Below are 19,616 nucleotides of genomic sequence, written 5' to 3'. Positions count from 1 at the left end.
ATTATAAATCAATTTCATGCAAAGATTGAATGTTATCGATTTGCAGAATCAAATCAATCAGGTTTTTGGTCAGCGGTTTGTCAATTCGAAGAATCATGATGGCTTGGCCGCCGATTCCCAGCCGCCCCACTTGCATGGTTGCAATGTTGACATCTTCGCTTCCAAGCAACGTTCCAACCCGTCCGATGACCCCGGGCAAATCCTGGTGCTGAATAAACAGGAGATGCCCTTTGGGGGTGACATCCACCGGATAATCGTCCACCTTGGTAATGCGGGGCCCAAAGCCGTTTAACAGGGTTCCCGCCACACTGCGGATTTCTTTGGAGGTATGCACTTCAACCCGGATATATTGCGTGAAACCATGGCTTGCCATCGTTTTTTGTTCCACGATTTGAACGCCGCGTTTTTTTGCGAGATGGGGGGCATTGACATCATTTACATTGGATAAGTAATGGGAAAGCACTCCTTTTAATACCGTGCGGGTCAGTGGGAAAACATCCAGTTCAGCCACTTCCCCCCCATAGGTGATGGTGATTTGCGACAGGGCGCCGTTGCTGATCTGGGAGACGAATTTTCCCAGCTTTTCGGCCAATTCTTGATACGGAAGCAGTTTTTGTCTCAGTTCGGCGGGGACGGATGGCAGATTGACGGCATTTTTAAAGGGTTCCCCACGCAGGATGTGAAGCACTTCTTCCGCAACGTCCAGTGCCACATTTTCTTGGGCTTCGACGGTGGAGGCTCCCAGATGCGGAGTCGCGATCACCTGAGGCAGGGAAAGAAGCGGATGATCCTCGGGCGGTTCCGACTCAAACACATCCAGTGCGGCTCCGGCCACTTTTCCGTCCAAAATGGCCTGGTACAGGGCTTCCTCATCGATGATCCCGCCCCGGGCACAGTTTAAGATCCGGACACCATCTTTCATTTTGGAAAACATGTCATGATTGATCAAGTGTTTGGTTTCTTTGGTCAACGGCGTGTGTACCGTGATGAAATCGCCTTTTTCGATCGCTTCTTCCAACCCGGCTTTGGTGACGCCCAATTTTTCAGCCCGGTCTTTGGACAGGTAAGGATCGTATGCGATCACGTTCATCCGGAATGCTTTGGCGCGTTTGGCAAGTTCCGATCCGATCCGTCCGAGTCCGATGATGCTGAGGTTTTTTCCGTTCAATTCCGTTCCCACATACTTTTTGCGCAACCATTTGCCTTGCAGCAGGGAATGGTACGCTTGCGGAATATTGCGGGCCAATGACAACAACATGGCAAACGTATGTTCAGCGGTGGATATCGTATTGCCGTCCGGAGCGTTGACCACTATGATTCCTTTTTGTGTGGCGGCATGGACATCGATGTTGTCCACACCGACCCCGGCACGTGCGATCACTTTCAAACGCCGGGCTTTATCGATGACTTCGGCGGTTACTTTGGTTTGGCTGCGAACCAAAAGGGCATCGGCATCTTCGATGGCTGTAAGCAGTTCTTCTCGGGATAATTTTGATTTTTGGATTACTTGAATATCCGGGGATTGTTGTAATTTTTCAATCCCTTGGTCGCTGATCGGATCGGTGATCAATACTTTAAACATTCATCATCACCTCTTGTGCTGCTTTGGTGGCCATTCCCGGTTCAACGGGTTGTCCCATTTGCGAAAGAGTGACTTCAACGGCAGCAAGAACCGTCAGGATATCCCACTCGTCACAGTAACCCATGTGCCCGATTCGGAAGATTTTCCCCTTCAGGTGTTGTTGTCCGCCGGCAACATAAAAACCGTGGCTTTGCAATTTTTTTCGGAACGCTTCCACATCCCACTTCTCTTGCGACGCATCGATGGAGGTGACAGTCGGGGAAGCGTGGCGATCATCGGCCATCAAGGTCAGGCCGGAAGCCCGGATGCCGGCGCGGGTAATGTTTTTGAGACGTTCATGCCGGGAGCATACATTTTCAAATCCTTCTTCTTCCAAAAGGGACAAAGACTCTTTCAAACCGTATAATAGGGAGACGGCAGCGGTGAAAGGAGTGGTGTCCTCCTGTTCCAGTTTCCGGCGATACGCTTCCAGATCCAAGTAAAAACGGGGTTGCCGGTTGCCGGCAATCACTTGCCATGCGCGTTCGCTCACGGCAAGAAAAGCAAGCCCCGGAGGCAGCATCAGTGCTTTTTGGGAACCGGTCACCATGATGTCGACTCCCCAATCATCCATTTGGCAGGGAACCGCCCCGACACAGCTGACGCCGTCAACGATCACCAAGGCATCGGAATGTTGCCGGACGGTTCGGGCCAGTTCCGGAACGGGATTCAAAACGCCGGTGGATGTTTCGCAATAAGTCAGAAAGACGCTTTTGGCGCCGGGATGTTTCTTTAAGAAGTCAGCCAGTTGCTCCGGTTCGCATGCTTTTCCCCAGGGAATATCCAAGCGATGCAAATCGATCTCGTATTTTTCGACGATTTTGGCAAAGCGGTCGCCGAATGCACCGGTGACCACGACAATGGCTTCATCCCCGGGGGATAAGGTGTTGACGACAGCCGCTTCCAAAGCCGAAGTTCCGCTGCCTGCCACAATGAGTGGTTGCTGTCCGGTCCCGAAGATGGGTTTCAGCCGCTCGGAACATTCATGAATCAATTGGGAAGCCAGGCGGCTCCGGTGCCCGATCACCGGCTGTGTCATGGCGCGCTGGACTTGAGGCGGAACGGGTGTCGGACCGGGAATGCGAAGATGATATTTGTCTTTCAATGGCATGAAGATCTCCTCCTATCCAAGGTGAAAGTCAATAAAAAAAAACCTTACATCCCCACACCTGTGGCAACAGGTGAGGGACGTAAGGTCCGTGGTGCCACCCTCGTTCGCAATTGGTTCGCACCAATTGCCTCATCAAGTCCGAAAAGGACTCATGATGTAACGGATCATCCGGATCTGCCTACTCATTCTTTCAGCAGACCGCTCAGGAGTGCTCCACATCGGGCAAACTGCCGATTCGCAGCAAACATCGGCTCTCTGAGAGTTTGCCGGCTGATGCTTGGCTCCTTCATCGCTTTAATCATCTGAATTTTGATAAATAATGTAACATGGAGGGGAAGTACTGTCAACCCGTAAAGAAGAAAAATGTTGAGGCATAGAAAAAAAGGTTTGTGTTAACATTGAATTATTCAGTTGTGTCGATGGCGATCCGGAGGAAAGGAGGAGAAGCGGTGGGGATCAGCGGAACGAAATACATTTTGTCCGGATTGAATGACAAACAACAAGAGGCCGTAACGGTACCCTGCCAGCCGACCGTGGTGTTTGCCGGGCCGGGGAGCGGAAAAACGACGGTGCTGACAAGAAGAATCTTATATTTGATGGAACAGGGAACACCGCCCGGACAGATCATGGTGGTGACGTTCACCCGGGCAGCGGCACGAGAGATGAAAAGCCGTTTACAGGAAGTGAATCCCGTGGAAACGGACAAACTGTGGATCGGAACGTTTCATTCTTTGTTTCTTTTGATGTTAAAGGATAGCGGCATGAGAATTCCTCCCTTGTTGAAAGACGGCAGGCAAAAAGAAGCCATCCGCAACATCTTGTCCCAACTGAACCAGCCCACCGATGATGACACGATCGGCACTTATCTTCAGCAAATCGGATTATGTAAAGCGCATGCCATTCTTCCGGCCAGAATGAAAGTCCAAAAGCAAAAAAACATCTTGTTTCGGGAAATTTATTCTTTATACGAAGCATGGAAACGGGAGCAGGATTATTGGGATTATGATGATATTTTGCTGGCGATGTACCATCAGGTGAAAAAACCGGAGTTTCTTGCGCGGTGGCAAAAACGGTTGATACATATATTGGTGGATGAGTTTCAGGATATCAACCGGATTCAATATGATATTCTGGTCCGGTTGGCTTCCAGGCACCGCCTGTTGTATGCCGTCGGGGACGATGATCAATCCATTTATGGATTCCGGGGAAGCGATCCGGAAATCATGCTGCAATTAAAAAAAGATTTTCCCGATTTGAAGCGATTGATCTTGACCACCAACTACCGGTCCGCCGATCCGATCATTCAAGCCAGTGAACGTTTGATCCAAAAAAACCGCTTCAGACAGGCCAAAGTCCGGCATGGACTGGGGAAGGACGGAGCGGACGTGGAATGGATGGAGCCGGAAGACGAGAATGAAGAAGCTGAACGGATTCTTTTCCGGATCCAGGACGGCACCGACACGGCGGTATTGTTTCGAACCGCCACTCAGGCACGCGCTTTGGTCGATGCGTTGGTACGAAAGGGCATCTCTTTTTATATGTCAGGGGAATTTTCTTTTTACCGCCGGTGGCAGATCCAAGATCTGTTTTCTTATTTTCGTCTTGTCAATGATCCGGATGATCTGGATGCCTTGATCCGCATCATCAACAAACCCAAACGTTACTTGTTTCAAGAAGAATGGATCGATGCATGCTGGTTCCTGTCCAAAAAAAGCGGGCGGTCGCTGGTGGATACATTACCGGCGTTGCCGGGACTGGAACCGTATCAGGTCCGCCATTTGGACAAGCTGGGAAAAGATCTGCGCGAAATTCAGGCATGCTCACCGGTTGAAGCGATCCGGCATTTGCGGTTTCAAACGGGATATGACCGGTATTTGGAAGCATTTGCGAAGGAAACGGGGGCGGATCTCGAGCAGTTGATCGAACCGTTGGATGAACTGATGGTCGCCGCGGAAAGTTTTTCTGATCTCACGGAGATGCTCGCGCATGCGGAAAAAGTGGAAGAAGCGTTGAAACGTAGCAATCCCGACACGGCCAAAATCAAGTTGATGACGCTTCACCGATCCAAAGGGCTGGAGTTTGACCGGGTTTTCATTATCGGTTTACAGGCGCAAATCCTTCCGCATCACCGGAGCCTTCAGGTGGCGGAGGAACGGAAAAGTGCCGCTTGGGAAGAAGAACGGCGCTTGTTGTATGTGGGAATGACCCGTGCGCGAAAAGAACTGATTTTGTCTTCGGCCAAAACCAGGCAGGGGAAAAGAACCGCTCCTTCCCCGTTTTTAAAAGACATCGGAATCACCGGGGAAAACCGGAGGGCACAAGGGGAAACGGAAAAGAAGCCGGAATCCGCTTCCCCTGTAAAACTGTCCGATCTGAAAAAACAACCGCAAATGCGATTTATCCATGAAGAAATCACCATCGGCATGCAGATTCACCATACCCGGTTCGGAACCGGGGTCATTGAAGATGTTGTTCCCATTGAAGGGGTGGCTCCCGGCAGAAAAATTCTGGTGCGGTTTCAAGGCGAGCGGCAATCCTTGCACTATGAATTATCCCGGCAGTTGGGATTGATCCGGCAGGCATGAAAAAGGTCAGGGACACAGGTTCCCTGACCTTTTGTCAATTTCCAAAAAAATAGGTAATGGCAAACGCAAGACCGATGACAAGAAGGATGAAGATCCAGGAAAGCGGATGAGCCCAATTATTGGTCCAGCCGATCCCGAAGCGTTTTTCCACAAAAATTGCCGGATCGTTTTTATTAAAGTAAAACTGTCCGAGCTTCCAGTATTGGTCATCATCCCGGTTGATCATGTCCCCGTTTTTGCCGGAAACCGCTTTGACCCGGCTTCCTCCTTGTCCCGTTGTAAAGGATATGAGAAGTGCGGCGATCAAAATTCCGATGGTAATGACAAGTGAAACGGCAGTCACCGGTCCCGCGGAAACCGGGTGAATCCATGAAAAGGATGACAGAGAGAACATCGAAACCACAGCGGTTCCGGAAAGGATGGTGAAAAGGGACCATCTGCGCCGGAAAATCACATTTTGCCGGATGGATTTTCCCGGGTTTTCCGCGCTGATTTGTTGTTTGGCTTTGCCGATCATGATGTTGATCCATAAAAACAACAGGGTTAAATAGACTTGCATCACCGGTGGAAAGAGAACCGTCCGGTAAGATTTTTCCGCATAGCGGGTTACCTTTCCGTTAAAGTCATATTGCATGGGGATCTTTTCCGGGATCCGTTCATAAAAATGGATTAAAAAGATCAAAGTGGCCAGCGTCAGGGAAAAGGGAATCAAAAACCATAAATGGGAGTAAGTCAGCTTTTCTTGGCGAAAGCTGGTATCCACGACCACCATCTGTTTTTTCTCTTTTCCCCAATCGGCCTGTTGTTTCAATGCTTTCATTTTTCGGTGAAAGATTAAGTAAGCCAGAAAGTGGGCAGCCAGATAAAAAAGAAGAAGAAAAACAAACCAAAGGCCGAGCGATTCCTCGTCGTTTAATACCGTGGATCCCGGAACAAACATGGCAAGGACGGCCAATCCGATACCGGCCATGATCCAGGCGTATTGCTTGCGCATCTTTTTAAGTTCCGGAAGATGATAAGCTTTTTCCGGGATGGAGACGCCAAAACTTTCTGTCCGTCTGGTCCAATAGGGAATGAAACAAAGGGAAATCAATACGGGAATCATGATGAGGCACATCAGTAACACACTTGTACTCACGGGTTGTCACCTTCCCTGTCGGTGAATTTTTGAAACAAGCGTCTGCAAAGCTGTTGAAATTCCTTTTCCCCGATTCCGCGGCACACGGATTCGGCGATCAGGGGAGAAAGGGCTTGTTCCAGTTTTGTCCGGTATGCTTCATCCGCTTCCGGAACCCCTTCCGGATGAACGACCACGCCCTTTTGTCTGTGAATCAAGATGAAGCCTTCCTGTTTTAACTGTTGGTAAGCTTTATTGACCGTGTGCAGGTTGATTCCGATGTCAGCAGCCAGGGCTCTTACCGAAGGAAGGCGGTCGCCCGGTTTTAATTCTTTTTTGGCGATCCCGGCGATGATTTGATGCTTTAACTGCAAATAAATTGGTTCATCTGATTCAAAGTCCAAAAAAATTTGCACCTTTCCACCACCTTCCGTTTATTCTATATGTTATATATATAATATAACAAACAAATTGAACGGGCAACAGGAGGCACAAAAAAAGCACCTGATCCTTTCAGGTGCTTTTTCAATAAGCGTTATTTATTTTCTTGATACCGTTTTTGACATTCTTCATAAAGTTGAGCCGCAAAGTCGGCATCTTTCCAACCTTCGATCTTGGTCTCTTTGTTTTCGAGGTCTTTGTAAACCTGGAAGAAGTGTTCGATCTCTTTCAACACATGGGGAGCCACGTCTTCCAAGGAGTTGACTTTGTCAAAACGGGGATCGTCAACCGGAACGGCCAATAATTTTTCATCCGGTCCTTTGTCATCCGACATCAGCAACACGCCAATCACCCGGCTGGAAATCACGCAACCCGGGAAGGTCGGGAACGAAGTCAGGACCAAAATATCCAACGGATCCCCGTCTTCCGCCAGGGTGTTTTCAAGATAACCGTATTCGGTCGGATAATGCATGGGAGAGTAAAGAACCCGGTCCAGTCGGAATACGCCAAGTTCTTTATCGTATTCGTATTTGTTTTGGCTTCCGGTCGGAATTTCAATGAATGCATCAACTACGAGTGGATTGGACATCTTTGTTCCTCCTTTGGTATGTATAACCTAACCATCATTGTAGACGTTTTTTTACAGATTCGCAATAAAGAAGGCACCCCGGGTATGCTACAATCATAAAAAAGGGGAGTAAATATGATAAGTGAAATTTCTGCAAAAGAGTTTGCGAAAAAGGTTCAAAGCCAAAAGCCACAGAAGGATGAAATGGTGATCATTGATGTGCGCGAACCTGAAGAATGGCATGATTATCATTTGGAAGACTCGAAGTTAATGCCGTTGGGGACATTGCATCAGCAAATTCATGCACTGAATAAGCAGCAAAAAATTTATGTGATATGCGCCCATGGCGTCCGCAGCTTCTATGCCGCGCAATATTTGCTCCAACAAGGGTTTTCCGATGTGGTGAATGTTGAAGGGGGAATTCAACGCGTCCGGTTGTATTTGGAGGAATTTGAAAAATGAAAAAGCTACCCGGAAAAAAACCGGGTAGCTTGTGGGCATTATTCCTCGACTTTGATGGAGTCCGTGGGGCAGCCTTCTTGAGCGTCGCGGACATCTTCCCAAAGTTCTTCAGGAACATCAGCGGTTCCGGTGTTGTCATCAAGAATCACATAAGCAATGCCGTCTTCGTCATAGTCATACACGTCGGGAGCCGTTGCTCCGCAAGCACCACAAGCAATACAAGTATCTTTATCTACCCAAGTGCGCATAAGTACAAATCTCCTCCCGTGAATAAATACCAATGAGCTAAGTCCACTACCAACCCTCATTTTAGAACGAATTGGTTGGAATTGCAAGAAGCGGATTGAGAGGGATGACCATGAGGGAACACGCTTCCAAGGATTCATCACCTGCGGCGAAGCAAGTGCTGTTCGCCTTTTATTTTACCCAGTTACTGTTATTTGCAATCAGTGCCGTCGCTTTATGGTGGCAAGAGAAATCACTGGAGCATTTATTCTCCTTTCATGATATACATATGTGGTTGTGGGGAATCGGTGCAGGAGGATTGATTCTGGCCATCGACGCCGTGCTCATGGCCTGCGTCCCCAAAAGCTGGCTGGACGACGGGGGCTTGAATCAACTGCTGTTTGAAAATCGTTCCGTGGTGCATGTTCTTGTGATTGCGGTGGTCGCGGCGGTCTCGGAAGAGATGTTTTTCCGGGGAGTTCTCCAGGAATGGCTGGGGATCTGGATGACCAGTGTTGTGTTTGTGCTCTTGCATACGCGGTATTTGAAAAAATGGTTGCTGGTGGCCGCTGTTTTTGCAATCAGTGCGGGGCTCGGTTGGTTAACGGAATGTTTCGGCAACATCACTCCCGCCGTGATTGCGCACGGGCTGATCGACTTTGTTTCGGGATTGTTCATCCGTTACAGGGCAAAAGGAGGAAGGAAGCTCAAAACTTGACAGCCACTTCAAGATGTTTTAATTATTTTATATGCTGATCTAGGCAAGAGAGTTGTTGATTGTGTATGATGAATATAGAAAAAGGAGACTTTGCCCCGTCACATGATCTTTTTTTCACATAAGGTATAGGGGAAGGTCTCCAGCGAGGGAGGGTAGGCCATGCGTGTCGAACGGCTTGGGGGGGATAAAATCCGCTTTTTCCTCACTTTGGATGATTTGGCTGATCGCGGGATCGAAAAAGAGGATATTTGGCGGGATATCCCCAAAGTGCACGAGTTATTTAATGACATGATGGAACATGCCTATCAGGAGTTAGGATTTGAAGTGACCGGACCCGTGGCTGTGGAAGTGTTTGCATTGCCTGCACAGGGGATGGTGGTTGTCGTCACCCGTGGTCAGGCTCCGGGCGATATGGCGGAGGAAATCAGCCAAGATCCGGAAATCTATGAACTGGAAGTGACGATGGAGGAAACAAAGGACCTGGTTTTCTGTTTCCATGACTTTGAAAATTTGGTGCAGGCCGCCCATCGCGTGAAACATCTTACCCAAGGAGGACAGGTTTACGCTTTTCAAAATCGTTACTATCTCCTTTTCGGGCAAGAGATGCAATCGGATGATTTGGGAACCTTGGTGGCCATCTTGTCCGAATTCGGGGAAATGTCCACGTGTACCATTCCTTATTTGCAGGAATACGGGAAAGTGGTTTGTGAAGATCATGCGGTTCAACAAATATCCCATTATTTTGGATGACATAGATGCGCACCCGTTTTCAGGCGGGTGCGCTTTTCATGATGTTTTATCCACAACCAATTGGAAATGCTCAAATTTTCGCAGCTGGCCGGTTTTGCCTGAAAGGACCCCCGGAAAGACGCGTTCGACGGACAGATGCTGGGTTTTATGCGCGGCCAGTGCTTTGGCGATTTGTTGATGGTAAGGGCTTACATCCACTTTTTCGGTTACATGCTCGTCCGGTACAAAGGAAACGGGAGAGGAATAAAAATGGCCAATTGATTCTGGTATGACAATATAGTAAAGTTTGGTTGGGAAAGAAATATTTTGCACAGCTGTAAGTGTTGCTTTTTGGATGATTTTATGATCCGGATGTCCGGAAATTCCGGACGGTGGGAAGGTGATAATCCGATCGGGGCGAATCTCATTCATCACGGAACACAGTTCATCGACGATGGTCGAAAAAGGCTGCCCGGCCAAACGTCCGTCACCGTAATTTTTAAGGATCAACCGGTCCATTCCCAAAATGGACAGCGCATTTTTCAGTTCCTGTGTCCGGACATCCCCCAGCTCTTCCTGCGTGCACAGGGGAGGGTTGCCGGTTTTGCCGGCTTCGCCACGGGTGGCGCAAAAAAGAATCTGTTCGTATCCCAATTGATGAAAGTGACAAATGGTTCCCCCGCAACTGAAGGTTTCATCATCGGGATGGGCAAATACGTACAATATTTTTTGACACATGATGATTTTCCTTTCTTTGTTTAACGTAGTGGTGTAGGGCGCTTGTTTTTTGAGTTTAGTTCTTCTGAGGAATATTGTATACTTAGATATGTTTAAAGGGAATGAAAAGTAGTATTTTTTCTGAGGTGGTCAGGATGGCACAACAATCAGTTGCAGAAAGTCATCAAGAAGATAAAGAAAACATGGATGTTCTTGTTTCCACGCAAACCGTGATCAAAGAAGCTTTAGAAAAATTAGGTTATTCAGAAGCGGTTTATGAATTGTTGAAAGAGCCGTTAAGGGTTTTGACGGTTAGGATTCCCGTGAGGATGGACGACGGGTCCGTCAAGGTTTTCACTGCATACCGGGCACAACATAATGATTCGGTCGGACCGACCAAAGGCGGCGTCCGTTTCCATCCGAATGTCACTGAAACAGAAGTGAAAGCGTTGTCAATTTGGATGAGTTTAAAAGCAGGGATTGTCGACCTTCCTTATGGCGGCGGTAAAGGCGGCGTGGTTTGCGATCCGCGCAATATGTCATTTCGGGAATTGGAACGTTTGTCCCGCGGCTACGTGAGGGCGATCAGTCAGATTGTGGGTCCCACCAAAGACATTCCGGCTCCGGATGTTTACACCAACTCGCAAATCATGGCATGGATGATGGATGAATACAGCCGGATTCGTGAATTTGATTCTCCCGGATTTATTACCGGAAAGCCGTTGGTGCTCGGTGGTTCACGCGGACGGGAAACAGCGACGGCCAAAGGCGTGACTTTGATGATCCGCGAAGCGGCGAAAAAGCGGAACATTGATCTCAAAACTGCACGGGTTGTGATTCAGGGATTTGGAAATGCGGGCAGTTATTTGGCCAAATTCATGCATGATTCCGGTGCCACGGTGATCGGGATTTCCGATGCTTATGGAGCCCTTTATGATCCGGACGGATTGGATATTGAATATCTCCTGGATCGCCGCGATTCATTTGGCACCGTGACCAATCTGTTCAAAGACACGATAACCAACCAGGAATTGCTGGAGCTGGATTGTGACATCCTGGTGCCTGCCGCGGTCGGAAATCAAATCACCGCCAAAAATGCACACCGGATCAAGGCGGATATCGTGGTGGAAGCCGCCAACGGTCCGACGACCTTGGAAGCGACCAAAATCCTGAATGATCGCGGAGTTTTGTTGGTGCCGGATGTGCTTGCCAGTGCCGGCGGTGTGACGGTTTCTTATTTTGAATGGGTGCAAAACAACCAGGGCTATTATTGGACGGAAGAAGAAGTCGAGGAAAAATTGGAAAAAATCATGGTGAAAGCGTTTGAGAATGTATATCGCACGGCTCAAACACGAAATGTGGATATGCGTTTGGCCGCTTATATGGTCGGCGTGAGAAATATGGCGGAAGCATCGCGTTTTCGTGGCTGGGTATAGTATAATAAAAGACTTGGAGAACACCCTTTGCGGGGTGTTCTTCTTTTGCATGTATTTTGGAGGTGGTTCACTTGGCAGATGTTATTATTGTCGGAGCCGGACCCTGCGGAATTTCTGCCGGCATTGAACTGAAGAAGGAAGGATTTGATCCGCTTATCATCGAAAAGGGGTGTCTGGTGAATTCCATTTATCATTATCCGTTATCCATGACTTTTTTCAGTTCCGCTGACAATCTGGAAATCGGGGGAATTCCTTTTACCACTATAAATGAAAAACCGACCCGCGCCGAGGCGTTGGCTTATTACCGGACCGTGGCCAGATATTTTCAGTTAAATATCCATACTTATGAAGAAGTTTTGGACATTGAAAAGAACGGGGATGCATTTGTGGTCCGAACCCGAAAAAGAGAGGAACAACATCGTTACGAGGCGAAAGCGGTGGTGCTGGCAACAGGCTATTATGATAATCCCCAGCGGATGGGAATACCGGGTGAAGAGTTGCCGCATGTCCATCATTATTTTCATGATGCCCATCCCTATGCCGACCAAAAAGCGGTTGTCATCGGAGGCCGCAATTCAGCCATTGATGTGGCCTTGGAGCTTTACTATACCGGAGCCAAGGTGACCATGGTTTACCGCAAAAGAGCTTTTCACGACAGTGTGAAAGCCTGGGTGCGCCCGGTGATTGAAACTGCGATTGAAAAGAAACGCATAGAGATGTTTTGGGAATCGGAAGTGGAAGAAATTTTGCCAAATTCCGTGGTGATTCGAAAAAACGGGGAGAAAATGGCCATTCCGGCTGATGTGGTGTTTGCGATGACCGGATACCGGCCCGATCTCACATTTTTGAAAAGATTGGGAGGGGAAGTGAATCCGAAAACCGGTGTTCCCGTTTTATCCGAAGCGATGGAATCAACGGTGCCCGGATTTTATCTGGCCGGGGTGGTCACAACCGGTCATGATTCCACCAAAATCTTTATTGAAAACGGAAGACACCACGGACGGTTCATTGCCGAGGATTTGAAGAAGAAATTCAAAGCGTAATGAAGGCATGTGTGGTGGTTTCAGGAGGGAGGCCCCTCCGCTTTCCTTTTGAAACCACGATGTGGCCTTTTTTACATTTGAAAGTAAGGCTCCAGTTCTTTGAGATCGGTTGTTTGTTGAAGGGCCAGCATCAGTTTGATCCGTGCTTTGGGCCCGTTGATCCCGTTGCAGAACAAAAGCCCCATCTCTTTTAATTGTTTTCCGCCCCCTTCGTATTCATAAGTGTCGAGCACCACTCCGTTAAAGCACCGGGAAACCAGCACGACCGGCATGTTGCGGGAAAGTGCTTTTCGGATTCCGGGTAACATCATGGGAGGAAGGTTGCCTTGTCCCAATGCTTCGATGACCAGCCCGTCCATTTCCTGGTGAATCGACCACTCGATCAAGGAGCTGTCCATTCCGGAGACCGCCTTGATGAGAGCGACTTGATGCGCCGGGGGTTTTAACGGCAGTTGTTTTTCACTGATCGCTTGCCGTTGGAACAAAATTTCTTTTTTTGTGATCATGCCAAGAGGGCCCAATCCCGGGGATTGAAAAGTTGCAACATTGCTTGTGTGCGTTTTGGTCACCGTTTTGGGGGAATGAATTTCATCATTAAACACCACAAGGGTTCCCATGCCTTTGGCTGTTTCGTTAGAGGCGACGCGAACGGCGTTGACCAAATTGTACGGGCCGTCGGCACCCAGTTCGTTTTGGCTTCGCATGGCACCCGTGATGACAACCGGCTTATCTTGGGGAAGGACCAAACTCAAGAAGTATGCGGTTTCTTCCAGGGTATCCGTTCCGTGGGTGATGACGACCCCCGCCACGTTATTTTGATCCAGGAAGTGTTTGGCCCGCCCGGCGATTTGAGCCATGATGGCCGGCGTGATATGGGGGCTGGGCAGGTTCAGGAAATGGTCCATTTCCACTTTTGCATATTTGTTCAATAACGGCAGTGTGTCCTGTAATGCTGCCGGATCTTCCGGTTTGACGCCTTCGGTCTCATCGGATTGAGACATGGCGATGGTTCCTCCGGTTGTGATCACAACCACTTTTTGATCCAAGCGGTTCACATCCTTTCCATCCGTCCGTGTTTGCGGCTTACACCAAATCTATCGTATGGAATCCAGTATTCCCTGTCAATAATAGGATTATCAAGTGGTTTGGATGGTGAAAGAATGAAGGAAAACGAAAGATACATGGTCAGAATCCAATGCAATCAATGTGGCGAACGGTTTATTTTAAAAGGCAGGATGAAAAAGGGGCAAGTGCAGACAGGCTTTAAGAAATGCTTGTGCGATAATGATTCGGATTTTGAAATTGATTATACCTCATTGGATGACAAATAAAGAACCGGTTGAAAAAAGAGAGCTCGAATGGCTCTCTTTTCTTATTGCATAAATCACCGGCTGGCCGTTCAAACTACTGGAAGAAATGAAAAACGGAGGAAGAAACGGTGAAAAGGTTTGTGTCGATCATCGTTTGGTTTTGTCTGATCCTGATGATGGTTTGTACGGTTTCTGCAGACCGGGGACAGGTTCATGCGGCAAATGCCGGAAAATCGAGTGGAGGATTCAGTGAAAATGAAATCCGGCTGTTGAGCCAGGCGGTTTACGGTGAAGCGCGTGGCGAGCCCTATATTGGACAGGTCGCCATCGCCGCGGTTATTTTAAACCGCTTGGAAAGTGAAAGTTTTCCCGATACCGTCTCCGGGATCATTTTTCAACCGGGGGCTTTTACCGCCGTGGCGGATGGACAGATTTGGATGGAACCGGATGAAACAGCCCGCAAAGCGGTGATGGATGCCATAAACGGATGGGATCCGGCGGAAGGGGCGGTTTATTATTTCAATCCGGAAACAGCCACCTCCAAATGGATCTGGTCCCGTCCGCAAAAAAAGAAAATCGGAAAACATATTTTCTGTGATTAAAGGGGATGTGATCTCATGTACAAAAGAGTGGCGGCCATTTTGTTTCCGATTACCTTGGTGGCCCTGGTGGGGACAGCAGCCTGGGGATACCAGGAATATCAAGACAAAAATGCCGTTTTGATTAAAGCGGAAAACTCCTATCAACGGGCTTTCCATGATTTGAACGAGAATTTGGACCGTCTGCACGGGGAATTGGGAAAGTCGCTGGCAATGAAATCCCCCAAGCAGTTGGCAACCTCAATGACCAATGTGTGGAGACTGGCCTATGCGGCACAAAACGATATCGGACAATTGCCGCTCACGTTGGTTCCTTTTGACCAGGCTGAAAAATATTTGGCAAAAGTAGGACGTTTTGCCTACCAAGTCGGAATTCGCGATTTTAACAAGGAGCCTTTGAGTGAAAAAGAATGGAACACACTGCAAGAACTTTATAATCAATCCAAAAATATCACCCATGAGTTGCAAAATGTGCAACATAAGGTATTGGACAACAACTTGCGCTGGATGGATGTCGAACTGGCGATCGCCACTGAAGACAAGAAAATGGACAGCACCATTATTGACGGCTTTAAGTTGGTGAATCAGAAAGTGAAAGAGTTCCCGGAAGTGGATTGGGGACCCGCTGTGAATAATATGGAAGTACGGGAAAGAGAGCGTGCCAATCAAATTTCCGGCAAGAAGATCACACCGCAAGAAGCAAGGGAAATTGTCGCAAAAGCCTTTGGCAAAAAAACAACCAAAGGCATGGAAGTGGCGAAAAACAAAAACGGAGATTTTGAGACATACAGTGTCCGTTACAAGGGAGCCGGTAACACCGATGTTTACACGGAAATGACCACCAAAGGAGGCCATCTGGTATGGATGGTGTTTGACCGGCCGGTGAAAAAGAAACAAATTTCTTCTGAGCAAGCGCTGAGAAAAGCGGAACAGTTTTTGGAACGGATCGGTTATCCGGACATGGAACCGGTTGCCTACGATGAAACGGCCAACATTTTGTCATATACGTTTGTCCGCCGGCTGAACGGAGTGATGATTTATCCGCAAACCCTCGCCGTCAAAGTGGCGTTGGATAACGGGGAAATCATGGGGCTGCAGGCTGATGAATATGTGTTTAATCAATTCAAAGTGGTCGATACCAAACCGGAATTGACGGTGGAAGAGGCCAGGAAAAAACTGAGTCCGTATTTGAAAGTGCAGAAGAACGGGCTTGCGGTGATTTATAACCAAAACGGGCAGCCGGCATTGTGCCATGAGTTTTTGGGTACCATCAAAGACAATCAGTATCGCGTCTTCTTAAATGCCAAAACCGGCGAGGAAGAGTACGTGGAGCGGATTGAAAAAGCAGACGCCGATCAGATTTAATTTTTTGTTTAAACTTTTAAATGGGCCGATATAATAAGATCGGCTCATTTAATTGTTTTCATTGCAACTATGACTAAATTATGTTATTCTTTTAACAGGTTTCCTTTATCGTGATGCGCGATGTCATTCGCTCGAATTTCATGTTTTTACTTAAAAAGGAAATACATAGTTGATATGATCAGGTAGCAGTTGCGTTTTAGTTTGTCGAGAGGAATTTACTTGAATCGAATAAAGTATTTCCAATCGAGCAGGCTACGCCTGCTCTTATCATTTTCATCCCGACTTTCAGGGAGGATTAACAGAATCAATGAGTAGGATTTCAGTGGCAATTGACGGTCCGGCAGGTGCCGGAAAAAGCACAGTGGCGCGCCAAGTGGCAAAGCGCCTTGGAATAACTTATGTGGATACAGGAGCCATGTATCGGGCAATTGCATGGAAAGCGCTTCAGAACCAGATTGATCCGGAAGATGAGGAAGCGATGACTCAGCTTGCGGAATCGGTTCAAATCGATCTGCATCCGGATGGAATCTGTGTCGACGGACAGCCCTTAAAAGATGAACTTCGCACTTCCGAAGTGTCGCAACTTGCGTCAAACATTGCAAAAATGCCCGGGGTTCGCCGCATCCTGGTAAACATCCAACAACGGATCGCCGAAGGCCGGAGTGTTGTGATGGACGGACGGGATATCGGATCGCATGTGTTGCCGCATGCCGATGTAAAAGTGTTTTTGACGGCGTCCATTGAAGAAAGGGCCATGCGTCGATACCGGGAGATGAAAGCAAAAGGGATCGAAGTGGATTTCGAACAATTGAAAGCGGAACTGGCGAAACGCGATGAAAACGACCGCATGAGGGAAATCGCCCCGTTAAAAAAGGCAGAGGATGCGGTGTTGGTGGATACGACGGATTGCCCGGTTTCGGAAGTTGTCGAAAAGATCCTTCAACTTTGTCGTAACAAATTAAACGATGAGGAGTAAGATATGTTATACCGTGTTTCACGTGCCATTGTTCGATTTTTGATGGCTTTGCTCTATCCCTTCAAGTCTGAGGGGGAAGGGCATATTCCCAAAGAGGGTCCTGTGGTCTTATGTTCCAATCATATCAGTAATTTGGATCCGCCTTTAGTGGGGATCACCACGACGCGTCAGGTTTATTTTATGGCCAAGGAGGAGTTGTTTCGCATTCCGGTTCTGAGTGGTTTGATCCACCGTTTCGGGGCTTTTCCCGTCAAGCGCGGAGCCGGGGATTTGAAATCGTTGAAAACAGCCATTCAACTCCTTAAAGACGGAAAAGTCGTGGGGATTTTTCCGGAGGGGACCCGCTCCAAATCAGGGGAGCTGTTGGATTTTCATGTGGGTGCCGCATTGGTTGCCCTGAAGGGGAAAGCACCTATTGTGCCGGTCAACATCACCGGACCTTACCGGTTGTTTCGTCCGGTCAAGATCACCTATGGTCCCCCCATTGACATCACGCCGTATTTACAGGAAAAAGCAAACATGAAAACGGCGAAACAATTGACGGAACGGGTGATGGAAGAAATCCGTTCGATGCAAAATGAAAACAGGGAATGAAGATCATCGAAAAGGTGAGGAAACTCAGAGGCTCACCTTTTCAAATCTGATCTTTCTTTTATAAAAAATAGTTTTGATTGCGTCTGGCAATGATGAGGAGGGCTCGTGATGGCAGAAGAGATGAAATCTGAGTTGGCTGAAGTTCAAAATTTAGAAGTGGGCGACGTTGTAACAGGCAAAGTCGTGAAAGTGGAAGACAATCAAGCATTGGTTGATACAGGTTATAAATTCGAATCCATTTTACCCATTTCCGAATTGTCTAGTTTGCATGTGGATAAAGTTTCCGATGTCTTGTCGGAAGGAGACGAAGTCACGGTCAAAGTGCTTCGCATTAAAGAAGACGAAGGAAAATTGATTGTCTCCAAAAAGGAAGTCGATGCCGAAAAAGCGTGGGCAGAGTTGCAACAAAAATTTGAAACAGGCGAAACGCTGACGGCAAAAGTTCATGACATTGTCAAAGGCGGCTTGGTTGTGGATGTGGGCGTTCGCGGTTTTATCCCGGCTTCGCATGTTGAACAACACTTTGTCGAAGACTTCTCCGATTACAAAGGTCGTGAACTGACATTAAAAGTGGTGGAATTGGATCCTGAGAAAAACAAGCTGATTTTATCACACAAGGCCGTATTGGAAGAAGAACAAGAGCGTCGCAAAAAAGAACGCTTGAGCCAGCTGGAAGAAGGACAAGTGCTGGAAGGAACCGTACAACGTTTAACCGACTTCGGGGCATTTGTGGATATTGGCGGTGTGGACGGTCTGGTTCATGTATCCGAAATCGCCTGGCACCGCGTGGAGCATCCGGCCGATGTGTTGAAGGAAGGCGACAAGGTGCAGGTGAAAGTCCTGAAAGTCAACCAGGAAGAAGAAAGAATCAGCCTCAGCATCAAAGAAACCCTGGAAAGCCCTTGGGAAAAGGTGGCCAAAGAAATCAGCGCCGGGGACATTGTGAAAGGAAAAGTGAAACGCCTCGTCTCGTTTGGTGCGTTTGTTGAAGTTTACCCGGGAGTGGAAGGATTGGTTCATGTTTCCCAAATCTCCCACCGTCATGTGGAAACACCGGCGGAGGTTTTGGAAGAAGGACAAGAAGTGGAAGTTAAAGTGCTCGATATCCTTCCGGATCAAAAACGGATCAGCTTAAGCATGAAAGAAGTGGAACCGAAAGAACCGAAAAAAGAAGTAAAAGAAAAAGAAGAGAACAAATTGCAACAATCCTCCGGTTTGAATGTGACCTTGGGTGATGTTTATCCGGAATTGCGCAACTTAAAATAAAAACACAGTATGTTTAAACCAGCCAAAAGTTGGCTGGTTTTTGTATGCTTAAGAAAAGTTTTTTCTACAAAAAATATATAAAAAGATTTAGAAAGAAGGTGAACAGGATTGCGGCCTTCCTTTGTTCGTGGAGCTTGTTGATTTTATATGGCACCGGATGGTTGTCACATTGGATGGAAGCGTTTGAATCGACCCGCACCAACATCCAATGGGTGTTGTGGACCTTGTCTTTGTTCAGTTTATGTCAACCTTGGATGGTTCATGAGTATTTGTATATACATCCCGCATGGATTGCTTTTCTTCTTATATTTATTTATTTCGTCAGCAAATTTTCACCGGATATCCTCATGACTTTACTCAGCAGTTCCTTTTGTGCAGGCACCTTGTTCCTTTTAGGGCATGAATGGCTCCATGCCCATGCCGACTGGACTTATCCACCTTTTCGAATCATGTTGTTTTTGGGAGTAATCCTGTTTTCGCTTTTGATTTCTCCCCGTCTCCCGGAGCGGATCTGGTTTGCGGGCATGAGTTTGATGACCTTGTATATTTGGATTCTTTATTTTCATCAGGATGGATTCGCCCCGGTCGTTTTGGGGTCTGATGTTTTTATGGATGTGTTATGGCTGTCTTTGACCGGCATTTTGTTCGCTCATATTTTGGAAAAGCATTTTCGTTCACGAATATCCAAAAAACGCCTGTCTCTGCCAAAGCTTTGAAAGAACATCAAAACCGG

19 protein-coding genes, 1 pseudogene and 1 other annotated feature are annotated in these 19,616 nt (G+C 47.7%); of the genes and pseudogenes, 12 read left to right on the top strand and 8 right to left on the bottom strand.

Going from position 1 to position 19,616, the window contains the following annotated elements:
* Position 1: 1 nt before the first annotated feature.
* On the bottom strand, positions 2 to 1,582 hold the full coding sequence (serA, locus tag FA954_RS08595; RefSeq protein ID WP_037997651.1) for a phosphoglycerate dehydrogenase: 1,581 nt from the start codon (positions 1,580 to 1,582) through the stop codon (positions 2 to 4).
* Complete coding sequence (locus tag FA954_RS08590; RefSeq protein WP_037997655.1) at positions 1,575 to 2,732, bottom strand: pyridoxal-phosphate-dependent aminotransferase family protein; 1,158 nt, start codon at positions 2,730 to 2,732, stop codon at positions 1,575 to 1,577. Before FA954_RS08590 ends, serA begins: the two co-directional genes overlap by 8 nt.
* Before the next feature lie 70 nt (positions 2,733 to 2,802).
* Positions 2,803 to 3,031 (bottom strand) — a binding site (T-box leader).
* A gap of 150 nt (positions 3,032 to 3,181) precedes the next feature.
* Between FA954_RS08590 and FA954_RS08585 the strand changes: the two genes are divergently transcribed.
* Positions 3,182 to 5,317 (top strand): ATP-dependent helicase, encoded by a 2,136-nt coding sequence (locus tag FA954_RS08585; RefSeq protein WP_175413185.1) that lies wholly within the window; start codon positions 3,182 to 3,184, stop codon positions 5,315 to 5,317.
* Between the two features lie 34 nt (positions 5,318 to 5,351).
* Here the strand turns inward: FA954_RS08585 and FA954_RS08580 are convergent, their stop codons facing one another.
* The 3 genes from FA954_RS08580 to FA954_RS08570 form a co-directional block, all read right to left on the bottom strand.
* Positions 5,352 to 6,455 carry a DUF1648 domain-containing protein gene (locus tag FA954_RS08580; RefSeq protein WP_138615013.1) on the bottom strand — a complete coding sequence of 368 codons (1,104 nt, stop codon included), beginning with the start codon at positions 6,453 to 6,455 and terminating at the stop codon, positions 5,352 to 5,354.
* A complete protein-coding gene (locus FA954_RS08575; RefSeq protein WP_037997663.1) occupies positions 6,452 to 6,850 on the bottom strand; it encodes a GntR family transcriptional regulator in 399 nt (132 codons plus the stop codon). The genes FA954_RS08580 and FA954_RS08575 overlap by 4 nt, the downstream gene beginning before the upstream one ends.
* Positions 6,851 to 6,969: 119 nt before the next feature.
* The gene (locus FA954_RS08570; RefSeq protein ID WP_037997666.1) at positions 6,970 to 7,464 is read right to left on the bottom strand and encodes an inorganic diphosphatase; all 495 of its coding nucleotides are present in this window, start codon (positions 7,462 to 7,464) and stop codon (positions 6,970 to 6,972) included.
* A gap of 114 nt (positions 7,465 to 7,578) precedes the next feature.
* On the opposite strand from FA954_RS08570, the gene FA954_RS08565 reads away from it, so the two are divergent.
* Positions 7,579 to 7,905: a rhodanese-like domain-containing protein gene (locus FA954_RS08565; protein WP_037997669.1), complete on the top strand. Its 327-nt coding sequence runs from the start codon at positions 7,579 to 7,581 to the stop codon at positions 7,903 to 7,905.
* A 38-nt stretch (positions 7,906 to 7,943) separates the two neighbouring features.
* On the opposite strand, the gene FA954_RS08560 is transcribed toward FA954_RS08565, so the two are convergent.
* Complete coding sequence (locus tag FA954_RS08560) at positions 7,944 to 8,153, bottom strand: ferredoxin (protein WP_037997672.1); 210 nt, start codon at positions 8,151 to 8,153, stop codon at positions 7,944 to 7,946.
* A gap of 110 nt (positions 8,154 to 8,263) precedes the next feature.
* Here FA954_RS08560 and FA954_RS08555 point away from each other — a divergent pair, with 110 nt between their 5' ends.
* The gene (locus FA954_RS08555; RefSeq protein WP_062842967.1) at positions 8,264 to 8,848 is read left to right on the top strand and encodes a CPBP family intramembrane glutamic endopeptidase; all 585 of its coding nucleotides are present in this window, start codon (positions 8,264 to 8,266) and stop codon (positions 8,846 to 8,848) included.
* Positions 8,849 to 9,007: 159 nt separating this feature from the next.
* Positions 9,008 to 9,598: a genetic competence negative regulator gene (locus FA954_RS08550; RefSeq protein WP_037997674.1), complete on the top strand. Its 591-nt coding sequence runs from the start codon at positions 9,008 to 9,010 to the stop codon at positions 9,596 to 9,598.
* 36 nt (positions 9,599 to 9,634) lie between these two features.
* On the opposite strand, the gene FA954_RS08545 is transcribed toward FA954_RS08550, so the two are convergent.
* The gene (locus FA954_RS08545; protein WP_049719983.1) at positions 9,635 to 10,315 is read right to left on the bottom strand and encodes a PIG-L deacetylase family protein; all 681 of its coding nucleotides are present in this window, start codon (positions 10,313 to 10,315) and stop codon (positions 9,635 to 9,637) included.
* A 134-nt stretch (positions 10,316 to 10,449) separates the two neighbouring features.
* Here FA954_RS08545 and FA954_RS08540 point away from each other — a divergent pair, with 134 nt between their 5' ends.
* Both FA954_RS08540 and FA954_RS08535 read left to right on the top strand, forming a co-directional pair.
* Positions 10,450 to 11,730: a Glu/Leu/Phe/Val family dehydrogenase gene (locus FA954_RS08540; protein WP_062842968.1), complete on the top strand. Its 1,281-nt coding sequence runs from the start codon at positions 10,450 to 10,452 to the stop codon at positions 11,728 to 11,730.
* Positions 11,731 to 11,792: 62 nt separating this feature from the next.
* A complete protein-coding gene (locus FA954_RS08535) occupies positions 11,793 to 12,773 on the top strand; it encodes a YpdA family putative bacillithiol disulfide reductase (RefSeq protein ID WP_342353638.1) in 981 nt (326 codons plus the stop codon).
* Positions 12,774 to 12,844: 71 nt separating this feature from the next.
* On the opposite strand, the gene FA954_RS08530 is transcribed toward FA954_RS08535, so the two are convergent.
* On the bottom strand, positions 12,845 to 13,819 hold the full coding sequence (locus FA954_RS08530; RefSeq protein ID WP_121874047.1) for an asparaginase: 975 nt from the start codon (positions 13,817 to 13,819) through the stop codon (positions 12,845 to 12,847).
* Positions 13,820 to 14,322: 503 nt separating this feature from the next.
* On the opposite strand from FA954_RS08530, the pseudogene FA954_RS08525 reads away from it, so the two are divergent.
* The 6 genes and pseudogenes from FA954_RS08525 to FA954_RS08500 form a co-directional block, all read left to right on the top strand.
* A pseudogene (locus FA954_RS08525) lies at positions 14,323 to 14,685 on the top strand (cell wall hydrolase); the annotation flags it as partial.
* Positions 14,686 to 14,700: 15 nt separating this feature from the next.
* Positions 14,701 to 16,047, top strand: a complete 1,347-nt coding sequence (ypeB, locus tag FA954_RS08520) for a germination protein YpeB (protein WP_138615012.1) — start codon at positions 14,701 to 14,703, stop codon at positions 16,045 to 16,047.
* Between the two features lie 307 nt (positions 16,048 to 16,354).
* On the top strand, positions 16,355 to 17,023 hold the full coding sequence (gene cmk, locus FA954_RS08515) for a (d)CMP kinase (protein ID WP_037995301.1): 669 nt from the start codon (positions 16,355 to 16,357) through the stop codon (positions 17,021 to 17,023).
* Between the two features lie 3 nt (positions 17,024 to 17,026).
* The gene (locus FA954_RS08510) at positions 17,027 to 17,617 is read left to right on the top strand and encodes a lysophospholipid acyltransferase family protein (protein ID WP_037995299.1); all 591 of its coding nucleotides are present in this window, start codon (positions 17,027 to 17,029) and stop codon (positions 17,615 to 17,617) included.
* A 108-nt stretch (positions 17,618 to 17,725) separates the two neighbouring features.
* A complete protein-coding gene (gene rpsA, locus FA954_RS08505; protein WP_138615011.1) occupies positions 17,726 to 18,883 on the top strand; it encodes a 30S ribosomal protein S1 in 1,158 nt (385 codons plus the stop codon).
* Between the two features lie 98 nt (positions 18,884 to 18,981).
* A complete protein-coding gene (locus tag FA954_RS08500; protein WP_138615010.1) occupies positions 18,982 to 19,599 on the top strand; it encodes a hypothetical protein in 618 nt (205 codons plus the stop codon).
* The last annotated feature ends 17 nt before the right edge of the window (positions 19,600 to 19,616 follow it).

The sequence above is a fragment of the Thermoactinomyces vulgaris genome, from assembly GCF_005886755.1.
In the GTDB taxonomy this organism is placed as follows: Bacteria; Bacillota; Bacilli; order Thermoactinomycetales; family Thermoactinomycetaceae; genus Thermoactinomyces; species Thermoactinomyces vulgaris.
The sequence above is the reverse complement of the archived record's forward strand: the minus strand, read 5'-3'. Positions and strand labels throughout refer to the sequence as shown.

Bases quoted from the DNA above. Each gene is read 5' to 3' on its own strand.
- serA (WP_037997651.1), bottom strand. From the start codon at position 1,582: ATGTTTAAAGTATTGATCACCGATCCGATCAGCGACCAAGGGATTGAA.
- FA954_RS08565 (WP_037997669.1), top strand. From the start codon at position 7,579: ATGATAAGTGAAATTTCTGCAAAAGAGTTTGCGAAAAAGGTTCAAAGC.
- FA954_RS08545 (WP_049719983.1), bottom strand. From the start codon at position 10,315: ATGTGTCAAAAAATATTGTACGTATTTGCCCATCCCGATGATGAAACC.
- FA954_RS08550 (WP_037997674.1), top strand. From the start codon at position 9,008: ATGCGTGTCGAACGGCTTGGGGGGGATAAAATCCGCTTTTTCCTCACT.
- FA954_RS08560 (WP_037997672.1), bottom strand. From the start codon at position 8,153: ATGCGCACTTGGGTAGATAAAGATACTTGTATTGCTTGTGGTGCTTGC.
- FA954_RS08510 (WP_037995299.1), top strand. From the start codon at position 17,027: ATGTTATACCGTGTTTCACGTGCCATTGTTCGATTTTTGATGGCTTTG.
- ypeB (WP_138615012.1), top strand. From the start codon at position 14,701: ATGTACAAAAGAGTGGCGGCCATTTTGTTTCCGATTACCTTGGTGGCC.
- FA954_RS08555 (WP_062842967.1), top strand. From the start codon at position 8,264: ATGAGGGAACACGCTTCCAAGGATTCATCACCTGCGGCGAAGCAAGTG.
- FA954_RS08540 (WP_062842968.1), top strand. From the start codon at position 10,450: ATGGCACAACAATCAGTTGCAGAAAGTCATCAAGAAGATAAAGAAAAC.
- FA954_RS08570 (WP_037997666.1), bottom strand. From the start codon at position 7,464: ATGTCCAATCCACTCGTAGTTGATGCATTCATTGAAATTCCGACCGGA.
- rpsA (WP_138615011.1), top strand. From the start codon at position 17,726: ATGGCAGAAGAGATGAAATCTGAGTTGGCTGAAGTTCAAAATTTAGAA.
- FA954_RS08590 (WP_037997655.1), bottom strand. From the start codon at position 2,732: ATGCCATTGAAAGACAAATATCATCTTCGCATTCCCGGTCCGACACCC.
- cmk (WP_037995301.1), top strand. From the start codon at position 16,355: ATGAGTAGGATTTCAGTGGCAATTGACGGTCCGGCAGGTGCCGGAAAA.